We start from the raw sequence: 20,426 nt of genomic DNA, 5'->3' as shown, positions 1-20,426 counted from the left end.
TCTAATTCTAGTAGAGGGACCCAATGGATAGATCAACACAACATAGCGATCAGCGGCATGCGGTTATTACCGTCGCGATCTGCTTTTTAATTGCAGTGATTGAAGGTCTGGATATTCAGGCAGCAGGTATTGCTGCGGCAGGTATCCGTGAGCATTTTGGTTTAGACAGCTCGCAGCTTGGGGTATTTTTTAGTGCGGGTATTTTAGGTTTATTGCCAGGTGCTTTGGTTGGCGGACGTTTTGCAGACCGTATTGGTCGTAAAAAAGTATTAATCTGGTCTACAGCAGTCTTTGCTTTATTTACCTTATGTACGGTGTGGGTGAATAGCTTTGAAAGCCTATTGGCGGTGCGCTTCTTGGCAGGTGCGGGTTTAGGGGCAGCCATGCCAATTTTAATTACTTTGGCATCTGAAGCTGTTTCGCCACAAAACCGTGGTCGTGCTGTGGGCTTGATGTATTGTGGTATGCCTGTGGGTGCAGCCATTTTATCTTTAATTGCCAGTACAGATTTTGGCTCAAACTGGAAAAACATTTTCTATTTGGGTGGTTTGCTGCCATTTATTGTCATTCCATTGATGATGTGGTTATTGCCAGAATCACGTGAATTCTTAAAAGCACAAGCGGCAGGTAAAGATGTCACAGCACAAAATGCTGCGCCAAAAGCATCTTTTAAAGATTTGTTTAATTCACAAAACTTATTGCGTACCTTATTTATTTGGGTGAGTTACTTCTTTACCTTGATGGTGGTTTACATCATGTTGAGCTGGTTACCATCTTTATTTATGGAATTAGGTTTCTCGCGTAAAGAAGGCAGTACTGCACAGTTCTATTTCATGGTGAGTGCGACAGTCGGTACTGTAATTTTGGGTATGCTGACCGACCGTTGGAAAAAAGCCTACGTGATTTTATTGATGTATGGTGGTATTTTGGCAGGTTTATTTGCTCTAAATGCAGCGGGTTCACTCATGCAAATGTATATGGCTTCAGCTTTGGTCGGTGCTTTTGTGATTGGCTGTCAGGGCGTGTTATATGCTTTTGGTAGTATTGTCTACCCAACCGAAGTACGTGGTACTGGGGTCGGTGTTGCCTCTGCTGTTGGTCGTGTAGGCGCAATGCTTGGCCCTGCTATTGCAGGTCAGTTGTTGGCAGCAGGCTTTGGTGCGGCTGGGGTTATTTCAGCAGCCATTCCATGTATTATTATTTCAGCCATTTTCATGTTGTTATTGGTACGTCGTATTCAAACTGTTTAAAAGGATGAGAACAGTTGAAAGACCAAATAGCCTGCACCTGCAGGCTATTTTTTTGTATGTTGATCGCTGATTTTTGAGAGAAAATGCTCGAATGAAGTGTGACAAGTACTGTCGCAAAGCTGCCTGTTCTACTGGGTGGCAATGACGCAAGCAGGGTATAATAAGTCCTAAAAAACAGTAAATATAAGAGTATCATTTGAAGCAGAAAAAATTGATTGCAGAATTTCAGTTGGATCAACAGCAGTTTTCGCTGTATCTGATTGAATATGAATTTATTTTAGAACTGAAACGCCATTTTCGAGCAACACGGACTTCTCCAAAACAAAACGCGTGGCTGGCATTTGCCGATCAAGCTACTTATGAAGATGTCAACGCAGGTATTGATGCCTTTCAGGTGATGCGTTTAACCCGACAGCATTTGGTCAATTATTTAACTCGGCATCCACTGCCTTATTTTTATTTTCATGCCGCGACTGCACGCAAAGCCAAAATCTATCCACGTTTTGTACGGCAATTATTGTTACAGCTACCGAACTATCAACATTGTGCCGAAAACGATTCTTTTTATTTTTATCAAAGCGATACAACTCAGACTTAAATTTCAGCTATGCTGAGGGTAGCGTTTAAGATGGGAAAGGAAACAGCATGCAGCAGCTGAATAATGCCTTGATTGTGGTTGATGTGCAAAATGGTTTTTGTCCAGGAGGTAATTTGGCGGTTGCAAATGCCGATCAAATTATTCCCTGCATTAATGCGTTGGGACGTGTGTTTCAGAACATTGTGATCACCCAAGACTGGCATCCTGCAACGCATGTGTCCTTTGCTGCCAACCATGCAGGCAAACAGGACTATGAGCAGATTCAGCTCAGTTATGGCGAGCAAGTGTTGTGGCCTGTGCATTGTGTGCAAGGCACAGCTGATGCTGAATTACACCCAGATCTAGATTTGCCTACAGCACAATTGATTATACGCAAAGGTTTTCACGAGCAAATAGACAGTTATTCTGCCTTTATGGAAGCAGACCGCAAAACCACCACAGGCTTGGCGGCCTATTTAAAAGCCCGTGAAATTGATACGGTTTATATTGTGGGCATTGCCACCGACTTTTGTGTGGCGTGGACGGCAATAGATGCCTGTGAGTTGGGTTTTAGCACCTATGTGATTGAAGATGCCACCAAAGCGATTGATTTAAATGGCTCTTTAGAACAAGCATGGCAACAGATGTTGGCACAAGGAGTACAGCGAGTACAAAGTCAGCACTTACTTGGCTAAAACTAGATAACGAACTGGCCGCGAAAGGGAAGGGCGAAATCTTCCTTTTTGCTATAAAAATAGATTAAATGTAAAATAAAATAAATAAAAATCAATTTTTTACATATACCCAATTTTGACGAAATGTTCTGCGATTGATTGTGGGTGTAACATGATTGTCATAATCTCTACCTACCATGCCTTGCACAGAGGCGAAATAAGCAGACTGTCTTAAAAACAGCATAGAGAAGATATGGAACACTTTCAGCATTCATCTGATACTTATTTTAATCGTGAACTCTCTTTAATTGAGTTTAACCGTCGGGTCTTGGCGCAAGCTTTAGACCCAGAGTTACCTATTTTAGAGCGACTCAATTTTTTAATTATTTTTTCACGTAATTTAGATGAGTTTTTTGAAATTCGCGTTGCAGGTTTAATGAAGCAACTCGATTTGAATGCCATTACCCGTACCCCAGATGCCATTCCGACTGAACAGGTCTTGGTAGAACTGTCTGATAAAGTGCATCAGGCGGTGAAGCAGCAATACGACACTTTAAATTATGCCATTTTGCCGCAGCTGCAAAGTTTAGGGATTCACTTTATTCAATACCATGACATTGTGGATAAACATAAAGCGTGGATTGCCGATTATTTTGCCCGTCAGGTACAGCCTGTTTTAACGCCAATTAGCCTAGACCCATCGCATCCATTTCCGCGTTTGGTCAATAAAAGTCTGAACTTTATTGTCAGTTTACAAGGCAAAGATGCTTTTGGACGTGAAATTGAAATGGCGATTGTGCCTGCGCCACGCTCTTTGCCACGTTTAATCAATTTGCCAAAAGAAGTGGCAGGTAGTGCGACTGAACATATTTTCTTGACTGCGATTATTCAGCAGCATATCAATGATCTGTTCCCAGGCATGAAAGCCACAGGTTGCTATGCGTTTCGAGTGACCCGCAATGCCGACCTGATTTTGGCCGAAGATGTCGATGATTTGGCAGTTGCCTTAAAAGATGAATTATCGTCACGTCGTTTTGGGCGTGCGGTACGTTTAGAAATTGAAGATGATTGCCCGCAAGATATTATTGATTATTTGCTCAGAGAGTTTGATTTAGATGAGCAGCAATTATATCGGATTAGCGGGCCGATTAACCTGTCGCGTCTGACCAGTAGTTTTGACCGACCTGAATTGAAATATCCACCTTTTGCACCTGTGATTCCAAAAATATTTCGGAAGCAAAAACCGATGTTTGAGATTCTGAAAAAGCAGGATGTGTTGCTACATCACCCATTTGACTCTTTTCAGCCGGTGATTAATTTACTCAAAGAAGCGGCGAAAGACCCAAATGTGTTGGCGATTAAGCAAACGCTGTATCGTAGTGGCCCAGATTCTGAAATTGTGCAGGTACTTGCAGAAGCCGCACGTAATGGCAAAGAAGTCACTGCCGTGATCGAGCTACGCGCACGTTTTGATGAAGAATCCAACATTATGGTCGCCAACGTCTTGCAAGAGGCAGGCGCAGTGGTGGTGTATGGCATTGTCGGCTATAAAACCCATGCCAAAATGATTTTGATTGTGCGTCGTGAGCAAGATCAGTTGGTGCGCTATGTGCATTTGGGTACAGGCAACTATCATGCGGGCAATGCACGTATGTACACCGACTATGGTTTGATGACCACACATCCTGATATTTGTGAAGATGTGCATCGGGTGTTTCAGGAACTCACAGGCATGGGCAGATCGGCAAAATTAAAAAACTTGCTGCATGCACCATTTACCTTGCACAGTGAATTGCTCAAACTGATTGAACAAGAAATCGGGTTTGCACAAGCAGGCAAAGCTGCCCGAATTATCATTAAAGTCAATGCATTGACTGAGCCTGAGTTAATTACGGCTTTGTACCGTGCTTCGCAGGCAGGGGTACAGGTCGATTTAATTATCCGCTCGATTTGTTGTTTGATTCCAAAAGTGAAAGGTATGTCTGAGCGTATTCATGTCCGTTCGATTGTGGGACGCTTTTTGGAACATACCCGCGTGTATTATTTTGAGCATGGTGGTGCAAAAAAATTGTACTGCGCCAGCGCAGACTGGATGGGGCGCAACTTATTTTCACGGGTGGAAACTTGCTTCCCTATTTTGGATGAGAAAATTAAACAGCGTATTGTAGAAGATGGCTTGCTGAGTTATTTGCATGACAATCAAAATGCGTGGGAGCTACAAGCCAATGGCGAATGGCAGAAAGCTGCTGTGGTGGGGCAGGCTGCTGTACACAATGCGCAAATGTATTTGGTCGAGCAGAAGCAGTTGAATGTGTAAATTGGGCTGCAGTAAATGGATGTGATCTAGCATCTGTGAGTATAAAAAACCTGAGTATGTGTGCATACTCAGGTTTTTATGCTTTTAAGGCATCTCATGGATTATTTTAAGAAGCTCTTGAATGTTTGCCTTTTAGAATTTCAGTTCGCAGGCTTTGCGCCAACTCAGCCGATTGGCTGTCCATGCCATTAACCATAAAGGCATGGCGCATCAGCACATTGGTCGGATTTGGCATACTCACTAATTCATAATGCGTAGACAGTTCATCTAGTAATTCATTCGGTAAATGCACTGCATTTTCACGAGCAGATAATTGATGCACCAAACGCTCTGCTGCCTGCACTGCAGATAACTGCATGGCTTCGACTGCGGTTGATAAACCACTGCGAGTTTGCAACACAAAACGCTTTTCTTCACGATAACGCTTATACAGCACTTCAGACAATAACTGGAACACCGTGCCAATCATGGCCATACAGGCTGCTGCATTTGGTGTATTGGCTGCAATACTGAGTGTTGCGCCATCTTCATGGAATGGTTGTACTGTTTGAATGTCGGAACGGTTTAACTTGTAGTGTTGTACGCACAGTTCAATGCTTTTGTTCAGGAAAATCTGACATAAGCTAAAATAAGGCACAGACACACTTTGCGTGACCGTGTCTAATAATTGTTTCGGGTCATAAAACTGAATATTCAGCGCAATGTTGTTTTGCTCTTGGCTTTGCTCAATGGCTTTGTTTGCTTTAGGCGACATCACAGGTTTAGGCTGTTGCTGTGCCTGCGCAAGTGCCAAAGCCGTTTGATGTTTTTCTTGTTCAAGGGCTTGCGTCAATAATTGTAATTCGTGTTTAAGGCGAGATTCATTATTAATGCGTGCTAAATATTCACTACGACTTGGACGGGCAATCGCGCGATAAGCCAACCATAACAAGCCATGAACCAATAATGATAAAAGTGTCGCTAACCATTGGGTACGCAGAATTTCACCAATACTTGGCTGAATTAAGGTAATTTCAATGCTGCCGACTTTCTTTTCATTGATGATTGCATCGCGGACAAAGACTTCACCTTCACGGGTACGTGACTGTCCACCTGTCGCCAAGACCTGATTTTGCGCATCTAAAATACGAATAGAAGCAATGCTTGGATTGGTGGCATAACGATTCACCAATAATGCCAGTGATACTGTATTGGCAGGTTCCAGCTCAGAAAGGCTGTCTGTGACCAGTTGGCTGGTCATTAACTGCCCCTGATTGGCGCGGTTTTCATTTAATTGGTGTGTTGTTGCAAGCACCAATAAAAAGGTGTGAAAAGCAAAACTTACAATCAATAGGCTAGCAAATAGCCCTTGTCTAGGCGCATTCAAGGTAAAACTTCCAAGGCATTTATATTCAATTTAGATTATGATTCTCACAATAGTTGTAGCTCAGACCCGAGTCAATTCATGCGAGAAATCATTCTTATATCATTTTTAGGACCTGACCAACCTAATCAGTTTACTCGATTAATGCAGGTATTGTCCGCTCATTCCTTACAAATCTTAGATGTTGGCCAAGCTGTTATTCATAATCAACTGACTTTAGGTATTGTTGTTGCATCAGAAGACCAGACTGCAACTGCTTTAGCCATGAAGGAGATTCTGATTTTAGCACATGATATTGGCTTAACTGTGCGTTTTAAACCAATCTCTGCAACTGAATATGAGCAATGGGTCAGAGAAGGCGGTCGTACCCGTTATATCGTGACTGCACTGGCACCAGAGCTGAATGCCTCACATTTACAGGCGGTCACGCATATTGTATCTAGCCAAGGTTTTAACATTGAAACTGTAACCCGTTTGTCGGGTCGCCCACAGCTTAATGTAGCCGAAGATGAACCTAAACGTGCTTGCATTCAGTTTGGATTAAGTGGACAAATGCTAGATGCAGTTGCCATGCGTGCTGCGTGTTTAAGCCTGTCGAATGAACTGAGTGTGGATGTCGCGGTACAAGAAGACAATGCCTACCGTCGTAACCGCCGTTTGGTGTGTTTTGACATGGACTCAACGCTCATTGAACAAGAAGTGATTGATGAGTTGGCGATTGAGGCAGGTGTGGGCGATCAGGTGGCGGACATTACCGAACGTGCCATGCAGGGTGAACTGGATTTTCAGCAAAGTTTCCGCGCGCGCGTAGCATTGCTCAAAGGTTTAGATGCTGCTGTGTTGCCTAAAATTGCCGAACGTCTGACCGTGACCGAAGGTGCTGAACGCCTGATTTCAACCCTGAAATCTTTGGGTTATCGCACCGCTATTTTGTCGGGCGGTTTCCAATATTTCGCAGAATATCTGCAGGAAAAATTGGGGATTGATGAAGTGCATGCCAACATTCTAGATGTGGAAAATGGCATGGTTACAGGCGAAGTAAAAGGTCACATTGTGGATGGTGCGCGTAAGGCATTATTGCTACGTGAACTGGCAGACAAAATGGGGATTTCTTTGGAACAAGCCATTGCGGTGGGTGATGGTGCGAACGACTTACCAATGCTTTCTATTGCAGGTTTAGGTGTGGCGTTCCGTGCTAAACCGTTGGTACGTCAAAACGCCAATCAAGCCATTTCAAGCGTGGGCTTAGATGGTGTGCTGTACTTATTGGGCGTGCATGACAAAGACTTGAACCGTGCCTAATATGACAATTCAATGAAAAAAACGCAGCAGTCATGCTGCGTTTTTTGTTTGTATAATCAGCAGATAACGATGAACGGTAAACAAAAACTGTCGATAAAAACCGCAACAGCATTGAATGAAAAAAATATTTTTTAAGGCAAAAAAATAAGGTGTTTTTTTGTAATGACACGCGAATAAAGAGCTAGCTTAGCTTCCCGAAAACTACAAAATTTAAAAAATGTAATGACAATATAATATTGCGACAAGGTGTGTCGCTTTATAAAAATACAAGTCTTTTTTTATCTAGAAAACGCAGCATAATGCAGACATAGAATTTAAATCGACATCCATTATTTATTTAAACGGTATTTGAAGTCGCAGACCAATTCAAAAAGAGGCTGCATCTTTAGACGGAGGTTTTTATGCTAACAGCGAATTTAGCGACCATTGTAGGCTTAAGCCTCGTCGCAGCTGCGTTGATTGCTGTTTTCTTTTCGCCTTATCGTCGCTGGTTAAACTTTATGTTGGCAGGTATGGTGTTTTGGGGTTTATTGGAAGTGGTGCGCTACAGTGTGCAAAGCGTATTTGAACTGCCAATTACCTACAGTTACTTGTCGGCAATTTTCTTGGCGATGACTTTGGTGACTTTATTATTATTACGAGAAGACCGTCGGGCAGAGCGTGCTTTGGCAAAACGTCGCTATATCGAACATACCCCAGTCTATGAAGACGATCAGCAGCAGTGCTCAAGCCGCTAAATCGTACAGACTAAATTCAAAAACTTTAAAAAGATGCAACTGGTTTGCATCTTTTTTGCTTTATCTGTACGGCAGTTTGCGCCATCCAAACAGCGACAAAATTTTAACACCCTCCTAAAGATTGTTATACAAAGCCTTGCAGCAAAAAGCGGGAGTTGTGATAGGATGAGTCTGTTCATTATCCAACAATTACAATAGGCTTCACTGTCATGAAACTTTCTGCAATTCCTGTGGTCAAACTTCCTTTGGTTGATGTCAGCACCGATCCACTTGACCTTCTCGTGGCAGGTTTGGCATTGCGTATGAAACAACTGGCACGTACCAGTCCAAAATTTATTGAGTTGGTGCATGAACGCCAGTTCCGTATTCAAATTGGCACAGACTTGGGTATGGCGCGTCAAATTATTGTCAACAATGGACATATTGACACTGTGGCAGGCGATGCAGAAAAAGCGGATTTTATTTTGCAGTTTGCAGACAGCGAGCAAGGCGTAAAAACCTTAATGAAAGGCGATCCAACTGCGTTTATGACAGGCATGCAAAACGGCAGCATTAAAATGGAAGGTGATTTTGGCTTATTGGTGTGGTTTAACCAAGCAGCGAAATTGATTCCACCTAAACTGCCAAAACCTGTGAAAGAAAAAATTAAAATGGCACGCCAGTTTATTCAACAAAAAACGGGTAAATGAATTCAAACTTATTGAAATATTTTGAATTATTCATAATAATGCACCCGCTTAAAAGGGGGCATTATTATGAAAAAACTATTTACAGCATCAATAATTGCAACAACTCTTACATTTACAGGTTGTGCAAGTATTTTTTCTGGTTCTACACAAACATTAACTTTTAAATCAGTACCTGATACAGCAAATATCAGCATTACAAATAAAGCTGGTGAAAAAATCCATACAGGTTCTACTCCAGCTACTGTTACTTTAAAACGCGGTAATGGCTTCTTTCAGCCAGCTGGTTATGAAGTAACTTTTACTAAAGATGGATATCAGCCAAAGAAAATTCAAGTAACTGCTAATGTGAACGGCTGGTATATCGCTAATATTATTTTTGGCGGTTTAATTGGATTGCTTATTATCGATCCTGCAACAGGTGCAATGTATACGCTTTCGCCAAAAGATGTAAATGCAGTACTTGATTCAACTCAATCACAAACTGCTCAAAATAAATCTAAACAAAGTTTAACTGTAATGTTAGTGAAAGATGTTCCAGTTGATATCATGAACCGCGCGAAATATATCACTACTTTATAAAGTAAGTTTAGAGCTCTCATTTGAGAGCTCTATTTTTAGTTAGTCAACTTCCAAACAAAAAGTCACAGGCCCATCGTTTACCAAATGCACTTTCATATCAGCAGCGAAAATGCCTGTTTCCACCTTGTCAAACTGACTTTTGGCATAGTCTACCAATTGTTCATACAGCGCTTTGGCATCATTTGGCGGCATCGCAGGGCCAAAATCAGGACGTAAACCTTTTTGGGTTTGTGCCATGAGGGTAAATTGTGAAACCAATAACACACCGCCGTTGGCCTGACTGACATTCCAACCCATTTTGCCTTGTTCATCATCAAAAAAACGATATTTCAAAATTTTATCAATCAGCTTTTTGCCTTTCTCAAAATTATCGTCTTTGCCTAAGCCCAAAAACACCAAAATACCCTGTTGAATCTCGCCAGTGATTTCACCATCGACCACGACTTTGGCTTCAAGAACTCGTTGTAATAATGCGCGCATGGGGGACTAATTTTCTCAGTGTGGGGGATGGCTGCAGATTGTAGCAAACTTAGGCACTTTGGCGTGCATTAACATCAATCACGAAAGCATCACAACGGTAGCTGCCCGCAGAGAGGTAAAATATCTTGGGAAGGCTACACTTCAGCAAAGTTGTAACAAGATTGTCGATAAAAGCCCTTTTTTGCTGAATAAAGTATGCTTTAATGCAAGAAGTACCGCGAAATGATGATCCCTATGACCCCCATTATTCAATCTCTGCTCGATACTGATTTATATAAATTCACCATGTTACAGGTGGTGCTGCATAAATTTCCGCAAACGCACAGTGTGTATCAATTCCGCTGCCGTAATCTTGAAGATACCGCGTATCCACTGAGCGATATTTTAGCTGAGTTGAATGCGCAGCTTGATCATTTGTGTCAGTTGAAATTTAAAGAAGATGAATTGCAGTATTTGCGTAATTTACGCTTTATTAAAAGTGACTTTGTCGATTATTTAGAATTATTTCAGCTCAAGCGTCGTTTTATTCACGCCAGTATTGATGCGCAAGGTCGTTTGGATATTCGGGTAGAAGGCCCGATGGTACAGGCCATGATGTTCGAGATTTTTGTCCTGGCAATTGTCAATGAACTGTATTTTCAGCGCATCCGTAATGATGAGGTTTGGGCAGAAGGTGAGCGCCGTTTACAGCAAAAAATTGCCCTGATTCAAAGTTACCAACAGCAGCAACTGCCTGAAGATCCACCATTTTTGGTTTCAGATTTTGGTACGCGCCGCCGTTATAGTTTTGCATGGCAAAAGCACGTGATTGCGGCTTTTCATCAAGCTGTACCTGAAGTGTTTCGTGGTACTAGTAATGTACTGTTGGCTAAAGAATTAGGCATTACCCCAATTGGGACAATGGCACATGAGTTTTTACAGGCATTTCAGGCGCTAGATGTACGTTTACGTGACTTCCAAAAAGCCGCACTAGAAACTTGGGTGCAAGAATATCGGGGTGATTTAGGCATTGCCTTGACTGATGTGGTCGGGATGGATGCTTTCCTGCGTGACTTTGATTTGTATTTTGCCAAGTTATTTGATGGCTTGCGACATGACAGTGGCGACCCGTATGTGTGGGGCGATAAAGCTTATGCACATTATAAAAAGCTAAAAATTGACAGTAAAACTAAAATGCTGACCTTCAGTGATGGCTTAAATGTCGAAAAAGCATGGGCCTTGCATCAGTATTTTAAAGACCGTTTTCAGGTTAGTTTTGGGATTGGTACCAACTTAACCAATGATATGGGGCAAACTGCGCTAAATATTGTGTTGAAATTGGTGGAATGTAATGGTCAGTCGGTGGCGAAATTGTCCGATAGTCCGGGTAAAACCATGACCGATAATGACACCTTCTTGGCATATTTACGCCAAGTTTTTGAAATACAAACGCCTGTTTAAAACCTGAGCACATTGAAAAAACCGAAGAAAATCTTCGGTTTTTTTCTAGATTAAAGCATGTGATTGTTAAAATTCTGCGAAAGTTATGAAAAAAACAGCATGCTATCAAAAATGACCTATACTAAGTTAAAGTTGATTGCCAAACAGACTGAACCGCATAAAAATGAGCACTTCTCCATTCAATTTTGGACTGCTGATTGAAGCAGAAGATTTAGTTCCCTTTTTAGGGCATGAAAAATTGCGCATTGTCGATTTGAGCCGCAATTCGGTGTACGAGCAATTGCATCTTCCGCATGCTTTACAGGTCAAACCGAGCATGTTGCTACGTCAGGATGAAGATACATCGGGTTTATTGCCTGAACCCGAGGCTTTACAAGACTTGATTCAGTATTTGAGTATTTCCCCTGAGCATCATGTGGTCGCCTATGACGATGAAGGTGGCGCATGGGCAGGGCGTCTGATTTGGAATTTACACTGTTTAGGCTTTGAAAATACCAGTTTACTAAATGGTGGGATTCACGCATGGTTGGCAGCAGGTTTTCCAACTACTTCTGAGGTTGAATCGCTAACACCCGTCAGCATGCTTGTTCCTGTTGCCGAGCAAAATCAGTATCGAATTCAATATGATGAGCTATTAGAAAAGTGCCAAAACCAGTCGGTGCAACTTTGGGATTGCCGCACCATAGATGAATATACAGGGCTGCGTTTGGCTGCACGACGCGGCGGTCACATTCCTGGGGCATTGCATTTTGAATGGAGTACTGCCCTTAATCGTGAAAATCATTTAAAATTGCATCCCTTAGAACGCACACGACAGCGTCTGGAACAACTCGGATTCAATTTAAACGAACCTGTAGTGGTGTATTGTCAGTCACATCACCGTTCAGGTTTGGCCTACATTTTAGGGCGTTTATTGGGTTGGAAAATTCAGGCCTATGATGGTGCGTGGAGTGAATGGGGCAATCGCCCTGACAGTCCTGTTATTACTGGAGAGTTGCCGTCTTGAGCCTCACATCACGTTTAAAAAAACAAATTTTCATTCAGGCACAACGCGTTGTGCCACAACATCAATTATCACGTGTTGTGGGTAAACTTGCAGCCAGTGAGCATCCTGTGCTCAAAAATGCGGTGATCACTGCATTCAAGGCGCAATACGGCATTGATATGTCTTTGGCAGAACAAAGCAATGCCTTGAAATATAAATCTTTTAATGAATTTTTTACCCGTTCTTTAAAGCAGGGTGTGCGGGAAATTGACAGCAATCCGAACAGCATTGTATCGCCTGCAGATGGGGCGATTTCACAGTTGGGTAAAATTGAAGATGGGGCAATTTTTCAGGCCAAAGGTCAGCAATTTACTGTTGAAAACTTAATTGCCGACCCGCAATTGGCTGAACCATTTAAAAATGGTCAATTTGCAACCGTGTATTTATCTCCGCGCGATTATCACCGTGTACACATGCCTTTTGCAGGCACACTCACCGAAACTTTATATGTGCCAGGTGAGTTGTTTTCTGTCAATCAAACCACAGCCGAAAATATTCCGGGTTTATTTGCCCGCAATGAGCGCATGGTGTGTTTGTTTGATACCGAATTGGGTCGTATGGCGGTTGTTTTGGTGGGTGCCATGATTGTGGCGGGCATTGAAACCGTGGCGACAGGCAAAGTGAAACCATCAGGGCGTTTGGAGCTGAATCAGCACCAATTATTCCTTGAAAAAGGTGCAGAATTAGGACGTTTTTATTTGGGTTCAACCGCGATTGTTTTGTTTGAAGAAAATAAAATGCAGTGGGATGCTGAATTCAAAGCCAATTCTGTAGTGGAAATGGGGAAAGCCCTGGGACATATCGTTTCTGCTGAATAAAATATGTGAATAAAGAAATAAAAAACGCCAAAGTAATTTGGCGTTTTTTTGTTTTTTAAATCTGTAATTTATTGTCTATTTTAGCTCAACCAGCGCTTAAGTTTCGTAATACAAACGCTCTTTTGGGAACACGACTTTAAATATAGAGCCTTGATTTTCTTTAGATTCGACTTCTAAGTGTGCATTATGCTGCATCAAAACGTGCTTCACAATTGCTAAACCTAAACCAGTACCGCCTGTTTGTCGGCTACGTGCGCTGTCTACACGATAAAAGCGTTCGGTTAAGCGTGGTAAGTGTTTCGGATCAATCCCGATGCCTGTATCTTCCACAGTAAAATAACCTTGATTGCCATCATCATGCCAGCCAATGGTAATCGTCCCACCTTTCGGGGTATATTTAATCGCATTGGTGATCAGGTTGCTAAAGGCACTGGCCAATTCTACATCTGAACCAATCAGATCATAATGACTGTCAATATTTAAGTTGAGCGTATGTCCATAATCGACGTTATAGGCATGTGCATCGTCAAATAATTGATTCATTAAACTTGGCATTTCAATAATTTGATTTTTGGCGATGGTTTTTTCATTTTCCAGACGCGACAGCAGCAGCAGGTCATTTACCAAAGCGTTCATGCGTCGGGTTTGTGACTGCATTTGCTCAAAAGCACGTTTCCAACGCGGGTTAATATCTTCCTGATCGGTAAAGGTTTCGATATAACCACTCAGCACCGTTAGCGGAGTGCGTAATTCGTGTGAAATATTATCGACAAAGTCTTTACGCATTTGTTCTAGGTTATGCATACGCGTCATGTCGTAAGCAAATAACAAACGGCTATCGCCACCAAACTGAGTCATTTTGACTTGCACATATTGCCCTTCATGCACGCTAGATTTCATTTTTAAACCGTCAGGTGCTTGATCAATATGATTAAAATATTCAATAAAACTAGGTTGGCGCAAAATAGTGAGGATGTTGCGTCCACGGTCTAAAGGCTGAATACCCAATAGCTTTTCAGCAGCAGGGTTCCACCATTCAATTTGATGATTTTCATCAATCAGCATCACGGCTTCATCCAACGCCACCAATGAAGACTGGGCGCGATCAATCAACCCGACCATTTCGGCCTGAACGATACGTTCCTGACGTTGTGAGCGATAAACATTGAACAGTAATGCACCCCAAATACCATGCAGATTTGGCGGCACATCATAAGGACGATTGGAAATCCAATCATTAACTAAATAGAGGGAGCGCATTTGCTGAAGAAAAAACAGCAAAAAGGCGAGGCTAATACAAATCCAAAAATACCCAATCCCAAAACCAATCAAGCTTGCAATAATTAGGAAAAAGGCCAATAAACGAAAATCTTGTTTGGCAAAAGTCCATAAACTGCTGTAACGAACTTGTTTGAGGTCACGGGCGAGTTCAGGGACTGGGTAAGGTTCGTACATAAAATAATTTTAGCCTAAAGCAACATCCGCACGTGTCGAGAAGCGATAGCCTGTACCACGTACCGTTTGTACAAAACGGTCTACGCCATACGGTTCTAAAACTTTACGTAAACGACGAATATGCACATCAATAGTTCGGTCTTCAATATATACATTGCCGCCCCAGACTTGATCAAGCAATTGCGCTCGGGTGTAAGCGCGCTCTGGGTGCGTCATAAAGAACGCCAATAGACGATATTCGGTTGGGCCCATTTCTAAAATATTGTCACCAAAACTGACACGCTGGCTGACTGGGTCCAAAATTAAACCGTTGGCATCAATAGTTTTTTCACCGCTTAAGGCATTGGCACGACGTAAGACCGCTTTAATACGTGACACCAGTTCACGGGTCGAGAACGGCTTAGTCATGTAGTCGTCCGCGCCAGCATCTAAACCTTGAACTTTGTGATCTTCTTCGCCACGTGCAGTGAGCATAATCACAGGAATTTCAGCAAGGTTGTCATCGCGTTTTAGGCGACGGCACAAGTCTACACCGCTGACACCGCCTGGCATCATCCAATCAAGCAAGATAAGCGCTGGACGTTGATCGACAATCATCTGATGAGCTTGTTTTGCATCTTCTGCTTGTAAGCACTGAAAGCCTGCCATATCTAAAGAGGTATGGATCATCTCCCGAATTGGAAGTTCGTCATCGACGATTAAAATGTAGTCATCTTTCACAACGCAATATCCTATAGATGTTAACGGTGGACCGTTTTATTTATGACAGGCTTATTACAAAGATTAATTATGACAGTATCATTGCAGAAAGGGTTGAATGGGCTATTTTTGCAATAATTTGTGACAAAATAGTGTCGATTTGATGAAAAAACTGAACAGATTCAGTCAAAGTAAATAGGGTCTGCTGACACTTCGTCTATGTTTGCGACGTGAGAGATATATCTCGCAAGATTTTTTAGCTGATATAAGGCATGAGGCAGGAAATTTAGTTATTCTAAGTGACTGACTCATAACGCAATAGCGGCAAAAAAATATGCTCGTTCCGAAGGACTGTAGCTAAAACTTTCTCAGATTGCGTTATGAAACTTGGCAATAGACCCACTATTCCCTGCCTGATCTGCTCAGTTTTAGCCTACAGCGCAAGCCATTTATGAAATGTCAGCAGACCCCTCTGAATTTGAAAAATATTATGAATATTTTTCGATTTTATGACAATGTCGAAGAATCTTTCACAAAAGCTTGCTCTTTTTCCGAAAAGGTCTGTAATAACGATAAAAATACAATACGGCAAGAAGACAAGACATCTTCCATGGATTGTTTGAAATCGCTCATCACCCAGCGAATCGCAATTTGGGTGACATAACCATTTAAGCCTGTCGCTACCAGTGAAATTTCTCGGTTGGGGCGGTCTAAATGCGGCATCATCAGCATGACAAAGGCCTGAATCATGCGGTCAAAACGCGACATAGTTTCGTGAATGGTGGCTTGGTTATGTAGTTCTTGCACCAGCATGGCATCAATATAAATAATACGTGCCATTTGCGGGTTATTTTTTAGCGTGGTCAGTAAAGCAGTCAGTCCTGCATCAATCATTTTTTTAGGATCAGCCGAGGCTTGCATAATGGCTTGCATGACATTTTGCTGTAATTCATCAATCAATTTTAAAAAAATGGTCTGAAACAGTTCTTCGCTTTTTTTAAAGGATTCGTAGAAATAGCGCTCGGTTAGTTTGGCTTCGGTACAAATATCTTTTACGGTCACGGCAAAAAAACCATGCGTGCCATAGGCTTGAATACCTGCCTCAATCAGTTTTTCACGACGCGCCTGTTTGCGCTCAGTTAAAGACAAGCCTTTAAACTGACGTTCTTTTTGTTGTTTCTGGGTGGTTTTTTCTGTTTCTGCAGTCACGGGCAGTTGTTCTGTCATGTTCAGTTAAGCCAAATAAGAACCGTAATTAGGCTTTATACTAGCAATAATTATCTGTTAAACCTATGTTTTCAGATTCATTTGCGATATTCGTACTGGCTTATATTGACAATACTTATTGTCAAAATTATATTTAAACCACAGCGCATCGCACAGCCCTACAAAACAACAAGCAGGTCTGAACTGTGCACGCCACATACTCAAGGAAATCACATGAAAAATTTTAAAAATAAAGTTGCCGCAATTACAGGCGCAGGCTCGGGTATTGGGCAGCAATTGGCTGTTCTATTGGCGAAGCAAGGCTGTCATTTATCGCTCAGTGATGTGAATGAACAAGGTTTGGCGCAAACAGTGGATTTGCTCAAAGACAGTAATGTGCGCGTGACCATTAAAAAGGTGGATGTTTCTAAATTAGAACAAATGCGCGAATGGGCAGCTGAAACTGTGCGAGACCACGGCTCGGTCAATATGATTTTTAATAATGCAGGCGTGGCGTTGGGTTCTACCGTAGAAGGTGCAAGTTACGAAGAGTTGGAGTGGATTGTTGGTATTAATTTCTGGGGTGTGGTCTATGGCACCAAAGAATTTTTGCCTTTAATCAAACAAACGGGAGATGGTCATATCATTAACATTTCCAGTTTATTTGGTTTAACTGCACAGCCAACGCAGTCGGCTTATAACGCAACCAAATTTGCGGTGCGCGGTTTTACCGAGTCTTTGCGTCAGGAATTGGATTTGGAAAATTGTGGTGTGAGTGCGTTGAGCGTGCATCCAGGCGGGATTCGTACCAATATTGCCAACAATGCTAAAATGAACGACAGCATGCGCACTTTGGGCATGAATCCTGAAAAATCGGCACGTGCTTTTAATAAATTATTGCGTTGCCCGCCTGAAGAAGCGGCGCGCCAAATTTTAGGAGCGGTACAAAAAGACAAGCGCCGTTTATTGATTGGTAATGATGCCAAAACTTTGGATTTAATCCAGCGTATTGTTCCAACGGGTTATCAGAAAGTTACCGCATGGGCGACTAAGTTGGGCAAGAAACGCGGTTAATCTAACTTACAAATATAACAGACCATTCAGACCAAAACCTGAATGGTTTTTTTCTTCCAGACAAATTGATAATACGCACCTTGACCGATGCACAGACTCACAAATGCCAAGGCATAGGCATACCAAATTCCTTGCAAACCCCACCACTGACTGAAGAAATAAGCACACGGTACTTCAATTAAAACAATCGCTAAAATATTGATGATCATTGGAACATTGACCGTGCCACTGGCGCGCATAATGGAGGCAAAAATTGCACTGGCACTAAAAAATAAAATGGCCCATAACACAATAAATAAGAGCTGCTGACCCAGTACCACCACCGCCGGATCGGTAATAAACAACGCCATCAGATATTTAGAAAATAAATAACCCAAGGTGACTAAAATACCTGTAATCAGCAAATTCATGCCTAAGGCTGTACGGGTCACTTTAGCCAGTAATTCGGCTTTGCCTGCACCAATGGCTTGTGCAGCAAAAATTGAAGCGGCAATTGCAATAGATAGCGCAGGAAATTGAATATAGTTCAACACCTGATTAACTGCGCCATAGGCGGCAGTGGCCTCAGCACCATGCCGGTTGACCAAACCGACAATCACCAAACCTGCCATAGAGGTAGTGACCATTTGTAAGCCTGTGGGAATCCCTAAGCGTAAAATCACCTTGCTTAAATTGGGTTGATGCCGAATTTGACGTAGTAGATGCACATCCATTTTTAAGGGATGATTCTTTTTATTCAGGTAAATCACCAAAAAAATTAAAACAGCCAGATAGCCCAGAATGGTGGCAATTGCAGGGGCAATAATGCCCAAGCGAGGAAAGCCAAAATAACCTGCAATCAGGATGGGGGTAATCACCAATCCCATTAAACTAGTCAAACTCAGGGCAATGAGTGGCGTAAGGCTATCGCCCACTCCACGTAAAATAGAGGTATAAATAATATAAACAAACAGCAGTGGGCTGCCTGCCAACATCCATTGCACATACGGCAGGGATAGATGCATCACTTTAGGGTCTGTGCCTAATAATATTAAAATTTGTTCGGCAAAAATCACCCCCAAACAGGCAATGAAACTGCCGCCAATTAGGGTCATAAATAAAGTCGAACCGACAATACAACGCACTTTTTCGACATTTTGTGCGCCCCACGCTTGCCCGACCAACACGGTCGATCCTGCCGAAAGCCCAATCACAAAGGCCATCAGGCAAAAAATAATGGGAAAAAATACCGACACCGCAGCAATGGCTTCCACACCGAGCATTTGCCCGACAAAAATCGTGTTAATGGTGCCCGAAAGATTTTGCAAAATATTGGTGGCAATCAGTGGCAATAGAAACACCAAAAAGGTTTTCCAAAGCTGAGGGTGATCGACCAGTGCCTGAGGTCTTGCCATGCCAAATCCTGCGCTTCAATATGCGGTTGTTTGAAATTTCACCCTAGCATGATTTGGTCATAAAAAGCCTTAGCTTTTCAGTAACTCAGTGACATTTCAGTGGAGCTTCATCGCTTAAATTGCCGATAAAATTTCACCTGCACGCAACAGGGTTTCGGTTTTTTTAGCAAAGCAGAAACGGATTAAACGTAAATCATCGGGTGGGGTTTGATAAAATGCAGACACAGGAATACCGACAATGCCGTGCTGCTCGGCTAGAAAATGGCACATATCGACAGCATTTAAGCTGGGACGGATATTGCTGTAATCTAAATTTTGAAAATAAGTGCCTTGTGCAGGGCTGAATTGAAAGCGTGAATTGGCAATGCCTTGATTAAACAAATCACGTTTGTCCTGATAAAACTTTGCCAGTTCTGCAATATGTTCAGGGTGCTGCTGCATATAATTTGCCAAAGCCACTTGCACAGCGCTAACTCCGCAGAAATTAATAAATTGATAGGCTTGGCGAAAGAGCTGCATTAAGGCAGGTGCAGCCGCACAGTAGCCTGTTTTCCAGCCTGTGACATGAAAAGTTTTACCAAAGGAACCCACGACAAAACTGCGTTCCCTAAGCTCAGGAAAAGACAGTGCAGAGCGGTGTTGATGCGCATCAAAGACCAAATGTTCATAGACTTCATCGGACAGCACCACAATATTATGTTCCTGAATAACATCAATTAAATGCTGCCAATCTTGCGCTGACCATACTGTGCCTGTGGGGTTATGTGGTGTGTTGATGATGATCATGCGGGTTTTGGCATGAATCACATCTTTGACCATATTCCAGTCCACCTGAAAATGTGGAGCTTGCATTGGAATATGAATAGCTTTTGCACCCAACAATTTTACACAGGGTGCATAACTGTCATAACTTGGATCAAAAAGAATGACTTCATCGCCTGCCTGCAGCACGGTTTGCATAATGCTAAAAATAGCCAGTGTTGCCCCAGGTGTGATGGTAATTTCACTCATCGGGTCAAGTGTTAGCTGATCACGTTGTAAAAACTGCTGTGCCAGTTGTTCGCGTAGTGGCAAGTAACCATCGCCCGAAGGATATTGATTGAAGCCTGCGTGTGTGGCTTGGCTTAAAGCATCCAGTAATGCTGCAGGTGGGGGAAAGTCGGGAAAACCCTGCGATAAATTTAAGGCATTCAGTTGTTGTGCCAAGTTAGACATGGTACTAAAAATACTCAGACCTTGAGCAGGCAGTTTCGCGTGAATATCGAGCATAGTGGGGTTCTGGTTGTGGCAGCAGCTTATTTTACATCGTAGCGTTTTCAGGGGGGAA

Annotated in this window: 19 protein-coding genes; 12 read left to right on the top strand and 7 right to left on the bottom strand. The window is 42.4% G+C overall.

The genetic code is table 11. The features are described 5' to 3' along the window. The first annotated feature begins 23 nt into the window (after window positions 1-23). The 4 genes from mhpT (at window position 24) to ppk1 (ending at window position 4,818) form a co-directional block, all read left to right on the top strand. Window positions 24-1,250, top strand: a complete 1,227-nt coding sequence (mhpT, locus tag J4G44_RS02190; RefSeq protein WP_131261231.1) for a 3-(3-hydroxy-phenyl)propionate transporter MhpT — start codon at window positions 24-26, stop codon at window positions 1,248-1,250. A 196-nt stretch (window positions 1,251-1,446) separates the two neighbouring features. After that, complete coding sequence (locus J4G44_RS02185; protein WP_131261230.1) at window positions 1,447-1,848, top strand: hypothetical protein; 402 nt, start codon at window positions 1,447-1,449, stop codon at window positions 1,846-1,848. Window positions 1,849-1,895: 47 nt separating this feature from the next. Next, window positions 1,896-2,522 (top strand): bifunctional nicotinamidase/pyrazinamidase, encoded by a 627-nt coding sequence (pncA, locus tag J4G44_RS02180; protein WP_104852749.1) that lies wholly within the window; start codon window positions 1,896-1,898, stop codon window positions 2,520-2,522. Between the two features lie 232 nt (window positions 2,523-2,754). Further along, window positions 2,755-4,818, top strand: coding sequence for a polyphosphate kinase 1 (gene ppk1 / locus J4G44_RS02175; protein WP_131261229.1), 2,064 nt, complete (start codon window positions 2,755-2,757; stop codon window positions 4,816-4,818). A gap of 106 nt (window positions 4,819-4,924) precedes the next feature. Here the strand turns inward: ppk1 and J4G44_RS02170 are convergent, their stop codons facing one another. Beyond that, a complete protein-coding gene (locus J4G44_RS02170; RefSeq protein WP_004974135.1) occupies window positions 4,925-6,184 on the bottom strand; it encodes a hypothetical protein in 1,260 nt (419 codons plus the stop codon). Between the two features lie 78 nt (window positions 6,185-6,262). Between J4G44_RS02170 and serB the strand changes: the two genes are divergently transcribed. The 4 genes from serB (at window position 6,263) to J4G44_RS02150 (ending at window position 9,488) form a co-directional block, all read left to right on the top strand. Continuing rightward, complete coding sequence (serB, locus tag J4G44_RS02165) at window positions 6,263-7,483, top strand: phosphoserine phosphatase SerB (RefSeq protein ID WP_179997047.1); 1,221 nt, start codon at window positions 6,263-6,265, stop codon at window positions 7,481-7,483. 401 nt (window positions 7,484-7,884) lie between these two features. Continuing rightward, entirely contained in the window at window positions 7,885-8,220 is a 336-nt protein-coding gene (aciT, locus tag J4G44_RS02160; RefSeq protein ID WP_004974137.1) for a ciprofloxacin tolerance protein AciT, read from the top strand. A 209-nt stretch (window positions 8,221-8,429) separates the two neighbouring features. After that, window positions 8,430-8,909, top strand: a complete 480-nt coding sequence (locus J4G44_RS02155) for an SCP-2 sterol transfer family protein (RefSeq protein ID WP_207973802.1) — start codon at window positions 8,430-8,432, stop codon at window positions 8,907-8,909. Window positions 8,910-8,975: 66 nt separating this feature from the next. Beyond that, window positions 8,976-9,488 carry a hypothetical protein gene (locus J4G44_RS02150; protein ID WP_207973801.1) on the top strand — a complete coding sequence of 171 codons (513 nt, stop codon included), beginning with the start codon at window positions 8,976-8,978 and terminating at the stop codon, window positions 9,486-9,488. A gap of 39 nt (window positions 9,489-9,527) precedes the next feature. Here the strand turns inward: J4G44_RS02150 and dtd are convergent, their stop codons facing one another. Further along, window positions 9,528-9,968 carry a D-aminoacyl-tRNA deacylase gene (dtd, locus tag J4G44_RS02145; protein ID WP_207973800.1) on the bottom strand — a complete coding sequence of 147 codons (441 nt, stop codon included), beginning with the start codon at window positions 9,966-9,968 and terminating at the stop codon, window positions 9,528-9,530. A 234-nt stretch (window positions 9,969-10,202) separates the two neighbouring features. Between dtd and pncB the strand changes: the two genes are divergently transcribed. From pncB to asd, 3 genes are all read left to right on the top strand, one after another. After that, a complete protein-coding gene (pncB, locus tag J4G44_RS02140; protein ID WP_131261228.1) occupies window positions 10,203-11,408 on the top strand; it encodes a nicotinate phosphoribosyltransferase in 1,206 nt (401 codons plus the stop codon). 163 nt (window positions 11,409-11,571) lie between these two features. Continuing rightward, window positions 11,572-12,414, top strand: coding sequence for a sulfurtransferase (locus J4G44_RS02135; protein ID WP_207973799.1), 843 nt, complete (start codon window positions 11,572-11,574; stop codon window positions 12,412-12,414). Next, window positions 12,411-13,271, top strand: a complete 861-nt coding sequence (gene asd / locus J4G44_RS02130; protein ID WP_096901498.1) for an archaetidylserine decarboxylase — start codon at window positions 12,411-12,413, stop codon at window positions 13,269-13,271. The genes J4G44_RS02135 and asd overlap by 4 nt, the downstream gene beginning before the upstream one ends. Before the next feature lie 96 nt (window positions 13,272-13,367). Here asd and phoR read toward each other — a convergent pair whose 3' ends face one another. The 3 genes from phoR to J4G44_RS02115 form a co-directional block, all read right to left on the bottom strand. Continuing rightward, complete coding sequence (phoR, locus tag J4G44_RS02125; protein WP_178867065.1) at window positions 13,368-14,726, bottom strand: phosphate regulon sensor histidine kinase PhoR; 1,359 nt, start codon at window positions 14,724-14,726, stop codon at window positions 13,368-13,370. A gap of 9 nt (window positions 14,727-14,735) precedes the next feature. After that, on the bottom strand, window positions 14,736-15,446 hold the full coding sequence (phoB, locus tag J4G44_RS02120; protein ID WP_004974162.1) for a phosphate regulon transcriptional regulator PhoB: 711 nt from the start codon (window positions 15,444-15,446) through the stop codon (window positions 14,736-14,738). Between the two features lie 486 nt (window positions 15,447-15,932). Continuing rightward, complete coding sequence (locus J4G44_RS02115) at window positions 15,933-16,652, bottom strand: TetR/AcrR family transcriptional regulator (protein ID WP_004974164.1); 720 nt, start codon at window positions 16,650-16,652, stop codon at window positions 15,933-15,935. A gap of 213 nt (window positions 16,653-16,865) precedes the next feature. Here J4G44_RS02115 and J4G44_RS02110 point away from each other — a divergent pair, with 213 nt between their 5' ends. Then, window positions 16,866-17,705, top strand: a complete 840-nt coding sequence (locus J4G44_RS02110; protein ID WP_179990730.1) for an SDR family NAD(P)-dependent oxidoreductase — start codon at window positions 16,866-16,868, stop codon at window positions 17,703-17,705. Window positions 17,706-17,731: 26 nt separating this feature from the next. Here the strand turns inward: J4G44_RS02110 and J4G44_RS02105 are convergent, their stop codons facing one another. Next, window positions 17,732-19,099: an MATE family efflux transporter gene (locus J4G44_RS02105; protein ID WP_207973798.1), complete on the bottom strand. Its 1,368-nt coding sequence runs from the start codon at window positions 19,097-19,099 to the stop codon at window positions 17,732-17,734. Between the two features lie 114 nt (window positions 19,100-19,213). Then, window positions 19,214-20,368, bottom strand: a complete 1,155-nt coding sequence (locus tag J4G44_RS02100) for a methionine aminotransferase (protein ID WP_207973797.1) — start codon at window positions 20,366-20,368, stop codon at window positions 19,214-19,216. Window positions 20,369-20,426 lie beyond the last annotated feature (58 nt).

This window comes from Acinetobacter towneri, from assembly GCF_017498585.1.
In the GTDB taxonomy this organism is placed as follows: domain Bacteria; phylum Pseudomonadota; class Gammaproteobacteria; order Pseudomonadales; family Moraxellaceae; genus Acinetobacter; species Acinetobacter towneri.
This window is presented reverse-complemented; position numbering and strand designations above follow the sequence as displayed.

Coding starts and splice junctions, on each gene's coding strand:
- mhpT (WP_131261231.1), top strand. CDS start 24: ATGGATAGATCAACACAACATAGCGATCAGCGGCATGCGGTTATTACC.
- pncA (WP_104852749.1), top strand. CDS start 1,896: ATGCAGCAGCTGAATAATGCCTTGATTGTGGTTGATGTGCAAAATGGT.
- ppk1 (WP_131261229.1), top strand. CDS start 2,755: ATGGAACACTTTCAGCATTCATCTGATACTTATTTTAATCGTGAACTC.
- serB (WP_179997047.1), top strand. CDS start 6,263: ATGCGAGAAATCATTCTTATATCATTTTTAGGACCTGACCAACCTAAT.
- aciT (WP_004974137.1), top strand. CDS start 7,885: ATGCTAACAGCGAATTTAGCGACCATTGTAGGCTTAAGCCTCGTCGCA.
- J4G44_RS02155 (WP_207973802.1), top strand. CDS start 8,430: ATGAAACTTTCTGCAATTCCTGTGGTCAAACTTCCTTTGGTTGATGTC.
- J4G44_RS02150 (WP_207973801.1), top strand. CDS start 8,976: ATGAAAAAACTATTTACAGCATCAATAATTGCAACAACTCTTACATTT.
- dtd (WP_207973800.1), bottom strand. CDS start 9,968: ATGCGCGCATTATTACAACGAGTTCTTGAAGCCAAAGTCGTGGTCGAT.
- pncB (WP_131261228.1), top strand. CDS start 10,203: ATGACCCCCATTATTCAATCTCTGCTCGATACTGATTTATATAAATTC.
- J4G44_RS02135 (WP_207973799.1), top strand. CDS start 11,572: ATGAGCACTTCTCCATTCAATTTTGGACTGCTGATTGAAGCAGAAGAT.
- phoR (WP_178867065.1), bottom strand. CDS start 14,726: ATGTACGAACCTTACCCAGTCCCTGAACTCGCCCGTGACCTCAAACAA.
- J4G44_RS02115 (WP_004974164.1), bottom strand. CDS start 16,652: ATGACAGAACAACTGCCCGTGACTGCAGAAACAGAAAAAACCACCCAG.
- J4G44_RS02110 (WP_179990730.1), top strand. CDS start 16,866: ATGAAAAATTTTAAAAATAAAGTTGCCGCAATTACAGGCGCAGGCTCG.
- J4G44_RS02105 (WP_207973798.1), bottom strand. CDS start 19,099: ATGGCAAGACCTCAGGCACTGGTCGATCACCCTCAGCTTTGGAAAACC.
- J4G44_RS02100 (WP_207973797.1), bottom strand. CDS start 20,368: ATGCTCGATATTCACGCGAAACTGCCTGCTCAAGGTCTGAGTATTTTT.